At 49.3% G+C, this 15434-nt stretch carries 9 protein-coding genes; all 9 read right to left on the reverse strand.

Annotated elements, in window-relative coordinates:
* Positions 1 to 6: 6 nt before the first annotated feature.
* A complete protein-coding gene (locus CBP12_RS08960; protein ID WP_086964128.1) occupies positions 7 to 777 on the reverse strand; it encodes a phosphoadenylyl-sulfate reductase in 771 nt (256 codons plus the stop codon).
* A complete protein-coding gene (cysI, locus tag CBP12_RS08965) occupies positions 764 to 2458 on the reverse strand; it encodes an assimilatory sulfite reductase (NADPH) hemoprotein subunit (protein ID WP_086964129.1) in 1695 nt (564 codons plus the stop codon). The genes CBP12_RS08960 and cysI overlap by 14 nt, the downstream gene beginning before the upstream one ends.
* On the reverse strand, positions 2458 to 4266 hold the full coding sequence (locus CBP12_RS08970; RefSeq protein ID WP_086964130.1) for an assimilatory sulfite reductase (NADPH) flavoprotein subunit: 1809 nt from the start codon (positions 4264 to 4266) through the stop codon (positions 2458 to 2460). Before CBP12_RS08970 ends, cysI begins: the two co-directional genes overlap by 1 nt.
* A gap of 285 nt (positions 4267 to 4551) precedes the next feature.
* Entirely contained in the window at positions 4552 to 8751 is a 4200-nt protein-coding gene (gene rpoC, locus CBP12_RS08975) for a DNA-directed RNA polymerase subunit beta' (protein ID WP_086964131.1), read from the reverse strand.
* An 81-nt stretch (positions 8752 to 8832) separates the two neighbouring features.
* The gene (gene rpoB, locus CBP12_RS08980) at positions 8833 to 12861 is read right to left on the reverse strand and encodes a DNA-directed RNA polymerase subunit beta (RefSeq protein ID WP_157420091.1); all 4029 of its coding nucleotides are present in this window, start codon (positions 12859 to 12861) and stop codon (positions 8833 to 8835) included.
* A gap of 225 nt (positions 12862 to 13086) precedes the next feature.
* A complete protein-coding gene (gene rplL, locus CBP12_RS08985) occupies positions 13087 to 13452 on the reverse strand; it encodes a 50S ribosomal protein L7/L12 (RefSeq protein ID WP_086964133.1) in 366 nt (121 codons plus the stop codon).
* 54 nt (positions 13453 to 13506) lie between these two features.
* On the reverse strand, positions 13507 to 14007 hold the full coding sequence (rplJ, locus tag CBP12_RS08990; RefSeq protein WP_086964134.1) for a 50S ribosomal protein L10: 501 nt from the start codon (positions 14005 to 14007) through the stop codon (positions 13507 to 13509).
* A gap of 237 nt (positions 14008 to 14244) precedes the next feature.
* Positions 14245 to 14946 (reverse strand): 50S ribosomal protein L1, encoded by a 702-nt coding sequence (gene rplA / locus CBP12_RS08995; protein ID WP_086964135.1) that lies wholly within the window; start codon positions 14944 to 14946, stop codon positions 14245 to 14247.
* A gap of 4 nt (positions 14947 to 14950) precedes the next feature.
* Entirely contained in the window at positions 14951 to 15379 is a 429-nt protein-coding gene (gene rplK, locus CBP12_RS09000; RefSeq protein WP_086964136.1) for a 50S ribosomal protein L11, read from the reverse strand.
* Positions 15380 to 15434: the final 55 nt, after the last annotated feature.

Here is a 15434-nt window from a genome sequence, read left to right on the forward strand (position 1 = left end):
CTGCGTTTAGATGCCACTGCCATCGGCTTCTTGGGTGTCATGAAGACCACATTCACGCTTCATACCAAAAAAGCGCGTATCTGACTCCGACATGCCCGGCTCCCATTTAGCCGTAGTATGCACATCGCCAACAGAAACGTAGCCTTGCTCCCATAACGGATGATAAGGCAAATCATACTGTTGCAAGTAATAATGCACGTCTTTGTTGCTCCAGTCGATGATCGGCAAGAACTTAAAGCGCCCACCTTGCACGCCCAGCACTTCCAGTTTGCCTCTCGTATCAGACTGACTACGGCGCAAGCCCGAAAACCAAATGCCCGCGTCTAATTCGCGCAAGGCACGTTGCATCGGCTCCACTTTGTTCAGTTGATTATAACGGCTAAGGCCCTCTTCTCCTTGACACCACAGCTGACCGTAGCGCGCTTCTTGCCAAGCAGGAGAGCAACTGGCTTGGTAAACCTTCAGGTTTAGCCCTAAGCGTTCAGTCAGATCATCAATAAAGCGATACGTTTCTGGAAATAAGTAACCCGTATCGGTCAAAATCACCGGCACATCCGCTTTTTCTTGAGTGACTAAATGCAGCATGACCGCCGCTTGAATACCAAAACTTGAGGACAGCACCGCAGCACCCGGCAAATGCTCTAAGGCCCAGCGCACCCGCTCAGGTGCGCTCATCCCAGCAAGCTCTTGATTGAGCGGCGCTAAGGCCGCCGCTCGCTCAGCTACACTCAAGTTAGTTAGCTCACTTAAGCTAATTAACAGACTAGACTGCGGCATAAAAATCCCTCGCCGAATCGATGACAGGTGCGATAATGCCGGCGCGGATCACGAAGTCTCCAAAACCTTCGCCGCTATTACGCTCCGCCGACCAACGACCAATCAAAGTATCTAGCTCTTCCATGATCTGGCGATCGGTGATGTTTTCTTTGTACATACGCGGAATACGCGTGCCTTCGCGGTTACCACCTAAGTGCAAGTTATAACGCCCCGGTGCCTTACCCACTAAGCCCACTTCCGCCAACATGGCGCGACCACAGCCGTTCGGGCAGCCGGTCACACGGAAGATAATATTGTCATCAGTAATATTATGCTTAGCTAAGTAGCCCTCAAGCTCAGTGACATATTCAGGTAACACCCGCTCCGACTCCGCCATGGCCAGCGGGCAAGTAGGTAGAGCCACACACGCCATCGAGCTTTTGCGCTGCTCAGATACTGAGTCTTCAATTAAACCATGCTCACGAGCGAGCTGCTCAATTTGAGCTTTTTGCTCGGTGGGCACTCCGGCAATAATCAAGTTTTGGTTGGCGGTAATTCTAAAGTCACCTTGGTGAATTTTAGCAATTTCGCGCAAGCCCGTTTTTAAAGGTTTACCTGGATAATCCAGAATTCGACCGTTTTCAATAAACAGCGTTAAGTGCTGCTTGCCGTCTATGCCCTCAACCCACCCGAAGCGATCGCCACGGCTAGTAAACTTATAAGGACGAATGGCACCAAATTCGATACCGGCCCGCTTTTCCACTTCCGCTTTAAAGACCTCAACACCCACCCGCTCTAGCGTATATTTGGTCTTGGCGTTTTTACGATCCACACGGTTACCCATGTCACGCTGAGTGGTCACGACCGCTTCGGCAATAGCAATAGTATGTGACAGTGGGATAAAGCCAAACTCGGTGGCTTTGCGCGGATAGGTCGCGGTATCGCCGTGGGTCATGGCCAAGCCACCGCCCACTAACACGTTAAAGCCGACCAGCTTGCCATTTTCAGCAATGGCCACGAAGTTTAAATCGTTAGCGTGCAAGTCCACATCGTTATGCGGAGGGACCACCACCGTGGTTTTAAACTTACGCGGCAGGTAAGTGGCCCCTAAGATGGGCTCTTCTTCTGGCGTATTTAAGCGCTCGCCATCTAACCAAATCTCAAGATAGGCACGGGTTTTTGGCAACAGGTGCTCAGAGATCTGCTTCGCCCATTCATAGGCTTCTTGGTGCAGATGCGACTCAACAGGGTTACTGGTGCACAGTACGTTACGGTTTACATCACCCGCTGTGGCAATGGAGTCGATGCCGGTACTGTTCAGCGTTTGGTGCATGTGCTTAATATCACGTTTTAACACGCCGTGATATTGGAAAGTCTGGCGAGTAGTTAAGCGAATACTGCCATAGATGCTGCTTTCTTCAGCAAACTTATCTACCACTAGCCACTGCTCAGGCTTAATAATGCCACCCGGCAAGCGCGCGCGCAGCATGACATTATGCAAAGGCTCTAACTTTTGTGCGGTACGCTCATTACGAATATCGCGGTCATCTTGTTGATACATGCCGTGCACACGGATCAGATGATAGTTATCACCGGTAAAACCACCGGTTAAGTCATCTTGTAAGTCTTGCTCTATGGTGCCGCGCAGAAAATTACTTTCTCTTTTGGCGCGTTCGTTATCGGATAGTTTTAATTCGCTCATTAGTATACATCCCTCTGGTAACGCTTAGCGGCGCGCAGTGCATCAACATATTCGGTTGCTTGTTCAATAGTCTTATTGCCGTGCTCAGCCACAATATCCACTAAGGCATCGTGCACATCTTTGGCCATCTTGTTGGCATCGCCACACACATAAAAGTGCGCGCCTTCTTCTAACCAAGCGTAAACCTCGGCGCCTTGCTCGCGTAGTTTGTGCTGTACGTAAATCTTTTCTTGTTGGTCACGGCTAAAGGCTAAAGAGATCTTGTTTAATAAGCCGGATTTTACGAACCGCTGCCATTCTAGTTGATATAAAAAGTCTTGAGTAAAGTGTGGGTTACCAAAAAATAACCAGTTCTTACCACTGGCATCGCGAGCATCGCGCTCTTGCATAAAGGCACGAAACGGCGCTATGCCAGTGCCTGGGCCTACCATGATCACTGGCGTGTCATCATTAGCGGGCAGACGGAAGTTATCATTATGTTCGATAAACACCCGCACTTGGCCGCCTTCTGCTAAGCGATCAGCCAGATAAGAAGAAGCGCCGCCGCTGCGAGCAAAGCCATCTTGTTCAAAGCGCACCACACCCACGGTTAAATGCACTTCCTCTTCGACTTCAGCTTGTGACGAGGCAATGGAATATAGACGCGGTGTTAAGCGGCGCAGACTGGCTTGCAGTTGCTCGGCAGTGAGCGCGCCTTGTTGCTCACGAGCAATATCTAAGATTTGGTGAGTAGCGCAGTACTCGCGCAGAGCTGCTTTATCATCTACTAATGCACGCAACTTAGGCGCATCGGTCAACTCAGAATAAGACTGCACGAAGCTGGCATACCCTTGGGTTAACTCATAGCTGTGAATTAGCGCTTCTCGGATAGTGACGCTTTGCTCATCAACTATCACTTTGCTATCTGCAGCCACTCCCGTTTGCGCGAGTAAGTCATCGACTAATTGCTCATCGTTACTAAACCACACGCCTAAGGAGTCGCCCGGCTGATAAGTTAAGTCTGAGCCTTCTAAAGAAATCTCAAAGTGGCGTACATCACGGTCTGAGTCACGCCCCACTATGGCTTGATTAGTTAACAGCTCAGCGGTGAAGGGATGCTTTTTATTATATAAGCTAGTGGCACCGGCAGTTAGCGGCACCACGGCGGCCGATACATCGTTTGCGGCATCTGACTTAAGCGCTTCTTTTACTAGCGCCACCGACTCTTGGATCCAGCTTTGGCACACCGCATCATAGTCAACGTCGGCATCAAGACGGGCTAATAATGGCTTAGCACCGGCTTTACTTAAGTATTCGTCGAAGTCTTTACCGGTTTGGCAATAAAACTCATAAGAAGAGTCGCCTAAACCAATGACACCATACTGCAGACCATCTAACTTGCCTGCCTTACCGGCTTTTAATTCTTTATGAAACTCTATGGCATCATCGGGGGCTTCGCCCTCGCCGTTGGTACTGGCGACGATGAGCACATGCGTTTCTTTTTTCAGGTTGCGCACTTTAAAATCGGCGGCATTAAATAGGCTCACCGCCACACCATTAGCGCTGGCGGCCGCTTGCAACTCTTCGGCCACGCCTTTGGCGTTGCCGGTCTGTGACGCATAGATAATGGTAAGCTTACCAGCGGGGGCGGCAACAGCAGCAGGCGCAGGCGCTGCTAGGGCGGCACCGCCATGTTGGCTAATACCGTAAAAATAACCGCTTACCCACGCCAGTTGAGTCGCGCTTAGCTCGGCTGCCACCTGAGTAAGCTTATGGACTTGTTGTTCGTTTAGCGGGCTGGCAGACGCCGCGAGTTCTTTTAACAGCATAAGATTTGCTTCCACTTTTCCAGATGCATATAGCATAAACGATGCTTGAGACAACAAGAAAGAATAAAAGATGATTTTTTATGCTTTAAAAGAATAAGAGAAAAAATAAAGCCTTCAGCGATCAGCTTTAAGCTGTCAGCTAAAGATAAATACGCACAGTGTTGGATTTTAGCTGATCGCTTACGGCTGACAGCTGACGGCTTTTTTTTGCCCTACTAAGGGCAAAAAAAAGGCCCCCTTGCGGGAGCCTTTGTTATCAGCGAGTCGAGATTCGTTGCTTATTACTTACTTAGCTGCATTCAACAGATCAGCCAGATTTTGTTCGGCTTCATCGGCCGAGACAGTTACTGCTTGATCCGGATTACGCTGAGCATTGCGGGTTTGATGGTAAGCAAAGCCCGTACCTGCAGGAACTAAACGGCCCACAATTACGTTCTCTTTCAGACCACGCAAGTTATCTACCTTGCCAGACACCGCAGCTTCAGTTAGCACGCGAGTGGTTTCCTGGAAAGACGCCGCCGAGATAAAGGATTCGGTGCTTAACGAGGCCTTAGTGATACCCATCAAGACATGGCGATATTCTACCGGTTGCTTATTCGCAGCAATGAGTGCGCGGTTAGCTTGGCGAATACGTACCACCTCTGCTTGCTCACCGTTAATGAAGTCGGAATCTCCGGCATTCATAATTTCGGCGCGGCGCAGCATCTGACGTACGATAGTTTCAATGTGCTTATCGTTGATCTTAACGCCTTGCAAGCGGTAAACCTCTTGCACTTCGTTAACGATATAGTTAGCAACGGGGCTAATGCCACGCAAGCGCAAGATATCGTGGGCAGATTCTGGACCATCGGCCAAGACTTCACCCTTTTCAACTTTCTCACCTTCAAACACGTTCACATGGCGCCATTTGTGGATCATTTCCTCAAAGGCATCACCACCATCTAACGGCGTAATCACCAAGCGGCGTTTGCCTTTGGTTTCTTTACCGAAAGAAATGGTACCGGAGATTTCCGCCAAAATGGCCGGCTCCTTCGGTAAACGTGCTTCAAATAAGTCAGCAACTCGTGGCAGACCACCGGTAATATCTTTAGTACCACTGGACTCTTGTGGGATACGCGCAATCGCATCACCCACGTTTACCACAGCACCATCTTCCAAGCTCACAATAGAGCGACCTGGTAAGAAGTACAGCGCAGATAAGTCAGTACCTGGAATGATGACGTCATTATTGTTGTCATCAATGAGCTTAACGGTCGGACGTAAGTCTTTACCAGAAGCGGGACGCTCATTCACATCCATCACTACGATACTAGACAGACCCGTTAGCTCATCGGTTTGTCGACTAATGGTCACGCCATCAATCATGTCGATAAACTTAACGTGACCGGCTACTTCGGTAACGATAGGGTGAGTGTGCGGGTCCCAAGTGGCGACCAACTGACCCACTTGAACTTCTTCACCGTCCGCTTTATCCAACAAGGCACCGTAGGGTAGCTTGTGGTTTTCACGAGTTTGGCCTAGTTCATCGATAATGGTCAGCTCAGAAGAGCGCGACACAATAACGGTTTTGTCTTCATTGTTGGTCACATATTTCGCGTTTAACAGCTTAACAGTACCGGCATTTTTCACCTGAATACTGTTTTCTGCGGCCGCTCTCGATGCGGCACCACCAATGTGGAAGGTACGCATCGTTAACTGGGTACCCGGCTCACCGATAGATTGAGCAGCGATAACGCCCACCGCTTCACCTTGGTTAACCAAGTGGCCACGAGCCAAATCACGACCGTAACAATGGGCACACACGCCATGGTCATTGTCACAGGTGATAACCGAGCGCACCATAATGCCATCGACGGAGCTGTCTTCTACCACATCACACCACTTCTCATCGAGCAGGGTGTTACGGGCAACCAACACTTCATCTTCGGTACCAGGGCGGATCACATCTTCAGCCACCACTCGGCCTAATACGCGCTCACGTAATGGCTCAACAACGTCACCGCCTTCAATCAGGGAAGTAATCCACAGACCGTCGAAAGTGCCACAGTCATCAGAGGTAATCACCAAATCTTGGGCAACGTCTACCAAGCGGCGTGTTAGGTAACCGGAGTTCGCCGTCTTCAAGGCGGTATCCGCTAGACCCTTACGAGCACCGTGGGTGGAGTTAAAGTACTGAAGTACGTTCAAGCCTTCACGGAAGTTAGCAATGATCGGTGTTTCAATGATGGAGCCATCGGGTTTTGCCATCAGGCCACGCATCCCCGCGAGCTGGCGGATCTGGGCGGCACTACCACGAGCACCGGAGTCGGCCATCATAAAGATACTGTTAAATGAGTCTTGCAGTACTTCATTGCCTTCAGCGTCGATCACCTTATCTTTCGATAAGTTTTCCATCATCGCTTTAGACACGCGCTCGTTAGCACTGGCCCAAATATCGATAACTTTGTTATAACGCTCACCCGCGGTCACCAGACCAGACTGGAATTGATCTTGGATCTCGGTTACTTCGGCTTCAGCTTCATCAATGATGTGTTTCTTCGCATCTGGAATCACCATGTCGTTAATACCAACGGACACGCCAGACAGCGTTGCATAATGGAAACCGGTATACATCAATTGGTCAGCAAAGATAACGGAGTCTTTCAACCCTAAACGACGGTAACAAGCGTTCAGTAATTTTGAGATCTGCTTCTTACCCATAGGGTGATCGATCATGCTAAAAGGTAAGCCCTTTGGCACAATCAAGCTCAAGATAGCGCGACCGATAGTGGTATCACGAATAGACGTGGTTTCGACTTCGGTGCCATCTTCCATGCGTTCAAAATCCGTAATCCGAATTTTAACTTTAGCATGCAGCTCAGCATGACCACCGCGATAGACCTTTTCCGCTTCTTTAGCGCTGGTTAAGATCATGCCTTCACCTTTGGCATTCACTTTATCGCGGGTCATGTAGTACAAACCTAATACCACGTCTTGCGAGGGTACAATAATAGGTTCGCCGTTAGCCGGAGACAGTATGTTGTTGGTGGACATCATAAGTGCACGCGCTTCAAGCTGTGCTTCTATGGTCAGCGGTACGTGGACCGCCATTTGGTCACCATCAAAGTCGGCGTTATAGGCCGCACACACGAGTGGGTGCAACTGAATCGCTTTACCTTCGATCAACACTGGCTCAAACGCTTGAATACCCAAACGGTGCAAAGTAGGTGCACGGTTCAGTAATACTGGGTGTTCGCGGATCACGTCATCTAAAACGTCCCACACCACAGCTTCTTCACGCTCAACCATCTTCTTAGCCGCTTTAATGGTAGTGGCTAAACCACGGCCTTCTAGCTTGCCATAGATAAATGGCTTAAATAACTCGAGGGCCATTTTCTTCGGCAGACCGCACTGATGCAAACGCAAGGTCGGTCCTACTACGATGACCGAACGACCGGAGTAGTCAACACGCTTACCAAGCAAGTTCTGACGGAAACGACCCTGCTTACCTTTGATCATATCGGCCAAGGATTTCAGTGGGCGCTTGTTAGAGCCAGTAATGGCACGACCGCGACGACCGTTATCAAGCAAGGCATCTACAGACTCTTGCAGCATCCGCTTTTCGTTACGCACGATAATATCGGGCGCCGCTAAATCCAGCAGACGTTTTAAACGGTTGTTACGGTTGATCACACGACGATATAAATCGTTCAGATCTGAAGTCGCAAAGCGACCCCCGTCCAGCGGTACTAGCGGACGTAAGTCCGGTGGCAATACTGGCAATACGGTCAGTACCATCCACTCTGGCTTGTTGCCTGAGCCGAAGAAAGCTTCCATCAGTTTGAAGCGCTTGGTAATTTTCTTACGCTTAGTTTCTGAGTTAGTTTGGCTCAGCTCTTCGCGCATGGCTTCAATTTCAGCACCTAAATCAATGGCGCTTAGCAAAGACAGTACCGCTTCGGCACCCATCTTGGCGTCAAATTCATCGCCCCACTCTTCGAGTGCATCTAAATACTGTTCTTCTGACAGCATTTGGCCACGCTCAAGACTGGTCATACCCGCTTCGATCACCACAAAGGATTCGAAGTACAGGACGCGCTCGATATCACGCAAGGTCATATCCAGCAATAAACCGATACGGCTTGGCAGGGACTTCAAGAACCAGATATGGGCAACAGGGCTGGCTAGCTCAATGTGGCCCATGCGCTCACGGCGCACTTTGGTCTGGGTAACTTCAACGCCACATTTTTCGCAGATAACACCACGATGTTTAAGGCGTTTGTACTTACCACACAGACACTCATAGTCCTTGACCGGACCAAAGATCCGAGCACAGAAAAGGCCGTCACGCTCCGGTTTGAAGGTACGGTAGTTAATGGTCTCAGGCTTTTTGACTTCGCCAAAAGACCAAGAGCGGATCATGTCTGGGGAGGCCAGACCAATTTTGATCCCATCAAACTCTTCTGTCTTATTCTGCGCTTTCAAAAACTTAAGTAAGTCTTTCACGTTAGTCTCCTGTGAGGAGTTCTACCTAGGCGCCCTATTTTTAAAAAAAAGGGCGCCGTTATTTCTTCAGCAGTCTGTGCTTTAGCTTTCGTCTAATTCGATGTTGATACCGAGCGAGCGAATTTCTTTCAACAAGACGTTGAAGGACTCGGGCATGCCCGGCTCCATGCGGTGATCACCATCGACGATGTTTTTATACATCTTAGTACGACCGTTAACGTCATCGGACTTCACCGTCAACATTTCTTGCAAGGTGTAAGCGGCACCATATGCTTCCAGTGCCCACACTTCCATCTCACCGAAACGCTGACCACCAAACTGAGCTTTACCACCCAGTGGCTGTTGCGTTACCAGACTGTAAGAACCAGTAGAACGGGCGTGCATCTTGTCGTCCACTAAGTGGTTCAACTTCAGCATGTACATATAGCCCACGGTCACTGGGCGCTCAAAGGCATTACCAGTACGACCGTCATAGAGCGTGATCTGACCAGAATCTGGCAGATCAGCCAGTAGCAACATGCGCTTGATTTCGCCTTCATCAGCACCATCAAACGCCGGCGTTGCCATTGGCATGCCGTGGCGCAAGTTATGAGCCAGTGTTTGCACTTCGGCATCAGTAAAGCTAGAGATATCGACTTTCTGACGAGTACCATCACCCAAGTTATAAACTTCTTGGATAAATTCACGCAAACGAGCGATATCTTGCTGCTCTTTGATCATGCGATCGATCTTCTCGCCAATGCCCTTAGCTGCTAAGCCTAAGTGCGTCTCGAGTATCTGACCGATGTTCATCCGCGACGGTACACCCAATGGGTTCAGAACGATATCAACCGGCGTGCCGTGCACGTCGTAAGGCATATCTTCTACTGGAACTATAGTAGAGACCACACCCTTGTTACCGTGACGACCGGCCATCTTATCACCAGGCTGAATTTGGCGTTTAACGGCCAAGTACACCTTAACGATCTTCAGCACGCCCGGCGCCAAATCATCCCCTTGGGTGATTTTACGACGTTTGTTTTCAAACATCTTATCGAAGTCGGCTTTTAGTTCAGCTTGTTGCTCGGCGAGTTGCTCCAGCTCAATTTGCTTAGCTTCGTCATCAATCGCTTGCTCTAACAGCTTATTACGATCGATTTTAGCAACTTGCTCAGCAGACATACCGGAGGCAATTAACACACCGCGAGCACGGGCATATACACCGTCTTCAAGGATGCTAAATTCTTCAGTTAAGTCTTTCTTAGCTTGCTTCAACTGCATGTGCTCAATATCTTGGGCACGCTTGTCTTTTTCTACGCCATCACGGGTAAAGACTTGAACGTCGATGACAGTACCAAACACAGAGTTAGGCACACGTAATGACGAGTCTTTCACATCAGAGGCTTTTTCACCGAAGATAGCGCGCAGCAGCTTCTCTTCTGGTGTGAGCTGGCTTTCACCCTTAGGAGTGACTTTACCCACCAAGATATCGCCAGGACGCATCTCTGCACCCACATAAACGATACCAGACTCATCCAGTTTGCTCAGCGCAGACTCACCTACGTTAGGGATATCGGCGGTGATCTCTTCTGGACCCAACTTAGTATCACGAGAGATACAAGTGAGTTCTTGAATATGAATGGTGGTTAAGCGGTCTTGTTCTACCAAACGCTCATTTAATAAGATGGAGTCTTCAAAGTTGTAACCATTCCATGGCATAAAGGCCACGCGCAGGTTCTGACCCAGAGCGAGTTCGCCCAAGTCAGTAGAAGGACCATCGGCCAGTACGTCGCCACCCAGCACGCGCTCACCTGGCATCACACACGGACGCTGGTTAATACAAGTGTTCTGGTTAGAACGGGTGTACTTGGTCAGGTTATAGATGTCGATCCCAGCTTCGCCAGGCGTCATCTCTTCTTCGTTAACTTTAACTACAATGCGTGACGCATCGGCGTAATCGACGATACCACCACGCTTAGCTACCACGGTCACACCTGAGTCGACGGCTACGGCGCGCTCAATACCGGTACCTACTAACGGCTTATCGGCACGCAGTGTAGGCACAGCTTGGCGTTGCATGTTCGAGCCCATCAAGGCGCGGTTAGCATCATCGTGCTCAAGGAAGGGGATCAGAGATGCTGCAACTGACACTACCTGCTGTGGGCTCACATCCATGTACTGGATTTGATCCGCGTTCATATAGGTAGCTTCACCTTTATGACGCGAGGCTACCAGCTCATCGATTAAGCGGTTGTTCTCATCAGAGGCGGCGTTGGCCTGAGCGATCACAAAGTGACCTTCCTCGATAGCAGACAAGTAATCCACTTCATCGGTAATTTGGCCATCCACCACTTTACGATACGGCGTCTCAAGGAAACCATATTCGTTGGTGCGCGAGTAGCACGCCAGTGAGTTGATCAAACCAATGTTTGGACCTTCCGGCGTTTCGATAGGACACAAACGACCGTAGTGAGTGGTATGGACGTCTCGAACTTCAAAGCCAGCACGCTCACGAGTCAAACCACCTGGGCCTAATGCAGAAATACGACGCTTGTGCGTCACTTCTGATAGCGGGTTGTTTTGATCCATAAACTGCGATAATTGGCTAGAGCCAAAGAACTCTTTCACCGCCGCCGAAATCGGCTTGGCGTTGATCAAGTCTTGGGGCATTAAGGTATCTAAATCACCTAATGACAAGCGCTCACGCACTGCACGCTCTACGCGCACTAAACCAACACGGAATTGGTTTTCTGCCATCTCGCCTACCGAGCGAATACGACGGTTACCCAAGTGGTCAATATCATCCACTTCATCATTACCGTTACGGATGTCGATCAAACGCTTCATCACATCCACGATATCTGACTTAGTCAGGGTACCCGGACCATCAATCTCATCACGGAACAGACGACGGTTAAATTTCATCCGGCCCACGGTGGAGAGGTCATATCTGTCTTCTGAGAAGAATAAGTTCTCAAACAGCGTATCGGCAGCATCACGAGTAGGTGGCTCGCCTGGGCGCATCATGCGATATACTTCAACCAAGGCTTCTACACGGTTAGTTGAAGAGTCAATACGCAGTGTCTCAGACATATAAGCGCCGTGATCCAGTTCGTTAGTGAACAAGGTCTCAAACTGCTTAATACCGGCCACAGACATATTGGCTAAGGCTTCCAGCGTTAACTCTTGGTTAGCACCAATGATTAGCTCGCCCGTATCGGGATTAACATAATCTTTGGCCACCACTTTACCGACGGCATATTCCACCGGTACTTCAATTTTTTCGATGCCGGCTTTTTCTAGCTGACGAATATGGCGCGCAGTAATACGACGACCGGTTTCCACTAGTACTTCGCCATCAACCAAAATATCAAACGAGGCAGTTTCACCACGTAGACGCTCTGGCTTTAATTCCATCATCATTTTGCCATCGATCACTTCAAAAGAAGTCATATCGAAGAACATGGCCAAAATTTCTTCGGTCGTGAACTCCAATGCACGCAGCATGATGGATGCAGGTAACTTGCGACGACGGTCGATACGAACAAACAAGTTATCTTTGGCATCAAACTCAAAATCGAGCCAGGAACCACGGTAAGGGATCACACGGGCGTTATACAAAACCTTACCTGAAGAGTGGGTTTTGCCACGGTCGTGATCGAAAAACACACCCGGGCTGCGATGCAGCTGGGAGACTATTACCCGCTCGGTGCCGTTAATAACAAAGGTACCGTTTTCAGTCATGAGCGGGATTTCGCCCATGTAGACTTCTTGCTCTTTAATGTCTTTGACAGTGCCAGGTGCGGCTTCTCTGTCATACAACACCATGCGCAATTTAACGCGCAGCGGTGCCGAATAAGTAACACCACGAATTTGACATTCTTGAACGTCAAATACAGGCTCGCCTAAACGGAAACTAACATATTGCAATTCAGCATTGCCAGAATAGCTGGCGATGGGGAAAACGCTTCGAAAAGCCGCTTCCAAACCGTGTTCGCCGCGCGGATCTGCTTCAATAAATTGTTTGAAGGAATCAAGCTGGATTGATAGCAGGTAAGGCGTGTCCAAGACTTGGTCACGTTTACCGAAGTCCTTACGAATGCGCTTTTTCTCTGTGTAAGAGTAAACCATAGGGTTCCTCAGCTCGCTGATAAGTGACCCACCTGTCCAAATGGGACAGCTCTAAATAACATCGTTTTTCTAGGACACGGACGTCTCGACAACATCCGATATGTGGTGCTAATAAGAGGCATAAACGATGTGAAAAATCCTCTCATCATACAGCGCAAAAGGGCTGGTGAATATATATTCACCAGCCCTAGCCTAATTGCTTAGGCCGCTAAGCTAAAATTCAGCTTATTTAAGATCAACAGAAGCACCTGCTTCTTCGAGCTCTTTCTTCAACGCTTCGGCTTCGCCTTTGCTCAGTGCTTCTTTAACAGCACAAGGAGCAGACTCTACCAAGCCTTTGGCTTCTTTCAGGCCAAGACCGGTTGCAGCACGTACGGCTTTGATTACAGATACTTTGTTGGCGCCGATTTCAGTCAGCATAACGTCGAATTCAGTCTGCTCTTCAGCAGCGGCACCGGCGTCACCAGCAACAGCAACAGCAGCAGCGGCAGAAACGCCGAACTTCTCTTCCATTGCTTCGATCAGTTCAACAACTTGCATTACAGACATTTCTGCAACGGCTTCAATGATTTGGTCTTTAGTGATAGACATGACTCAAATTCCTAATGTTCTGAAGTTTGGGGTTATCAAGCAACAAATTGCAGCTTAAGCTGCGGCTTGTTTTTGGTCGCGCAAAGCAGCGATAGTACGTACCAGCTTGCCAGCAGAAGCTTCTTTCATAGTCGCCATCAGCTTTGCAATTGCTTCGTCGTACGTCGGCAGTTTTGCGAGACGGTCAATTTCGGCTGCGGGAATAAAAGCACCCTCGTAAGCCAGACCTTTTACCTCGAATGCGCTTTGCTCTTTAGCAAAATCTTTGAACAAACGAGCGGCAGCGCCCGGGTGTTCATTAGAGAACGCAATCAGGGTAGGACCAACGAATACCTCATTAAGGCACTCATAGCTGGTCTCTTTAACTGCAATGCGAGCTAACGTGTTACGAACTACCTTAAGGTAAACTCCGTTATCACGTGCTTGCTGGCGCAGTTGGGTCATGGCAGCTACAGTAACGCCACGTGCATCGGCTACTACTGCAGACAGGGCGCCCTTGGCAACTTCGTTGACTTCAGCAACTATTGCCTTTTTGTCTTCGAGTCTTAATGCCATTGGCTAAACTCCTGGATCTACCTGGGAAAACCCCAGATTAAACACACGCCTCTGTCAATTCAGAGACACCAAGATGACAGATTCCAGAAGAAAAAATCTTTTCTAACTGGGTCCCGGCACCATCTACGCTGGAACATTAAGACGTTAACGTCTCCAGCGGTCTTGGACGGGAGTCGAAGCCCCCAACCAAATCACAAGGCGCAAAATACTACGTGAGTCGTTGCGCCTTGTAAATGCTTATTTCTTTTCGTCTAGGCTTGCTTGATCAATGGCAACACCGGCACCCATAGTGGTAGACAGGGTTACTTTCTTGATGAAGACACCTTTAGAAGTCGCAGGCTTAGCACGCTTCAATGCAACTAACAGCGCTTCTAAGTTACCTTTCAGCTTCTCAACGGTAAAATCAACCTTACCGATAGTGGTGTGGATGATACCGTTCTTATCGTTACGATAGCGAACCTGACCGGCTTTAGCATTCTTAACGGCTTCAGCAACGTTAGGGGTAACTGTGCCTACTTTAGGGTTAGGCATTAAACCGCGTGGGCCTAATACTTGACCTAATTGACCTACTACGCGCATCGCATCAGGAGAAGCGATAACCACGTCGAAGTTCATTTCGCCTGCTTTAATTTGCTCGGCCAGATCTTCCATGCCAACCAATTCAGCGCCGGCTTCTTTAGCGGCTTCGGCGTTTGCGCCTTGAGCAAATACAGCAACACGCACATCACGACCCGTACCGTTTGGCAACACAGTGGCGCCACGGACGTTTTGGTCTGATTTACGTGCATCAATACCGAGGTTAACAGCAACGTCTACGCTTTCTACAAACTTAGCAGTGGCCAATTCTTGTAACAGAGTAACGGCTTCGTTGATGTCGTAATCTTTAGTGCTTTCTACGCGGTCACGGATAACACGCATACGCTTAGTTAATTTAGCCATCGTCTTAACCCTCCACTGCCAGGCCCATGGACCGAGCAGTACCTTCGATTGTACGAACGCGGGCATCAACATCGGCACCGGTCATGTCTTTTTCTTTGATCTCAGCAATTTCTTCTAACTGAGCGCGGGTCACAGTGCCCACTTTATCAGTGTTAGGCTTCGCCGAGCCAGACTTAGTGCCGGCTGCCTTCAACAACAAGTACGCCGCAGGCGGAGTCTTAGTTTCGAAGGTGAAAGAACGGTCGCTGTACACAGTAATGATTACTGGGATTGGCGAGCCTTTTTCTAGGCTTTCTGTACGAGCGTTAAACGCCTTACAGAATTCCATGATGTTAACGCCGTGCTGACCCAGAGCGGGACCAACCGGAGGACTTGGGTTTGCTGCACCGGCTGCAACTTGCAGCTTGATGTAGGCTTGGACTTTCTTAGCCATTGAGATTACCTCGTTATTGGGTGATAGCGCCGTTGAGCATGGCTCAAAATCGGCT

This window comes from Oceanisphaera avium (assembly GCF_002157875.1).
Lineage (GTDB): Bacteria > Pseudomonadota > Gammaproteobacteria > Enterobacterales > Aeromonadaceae > Oceanimonas > Oceanimonas avium.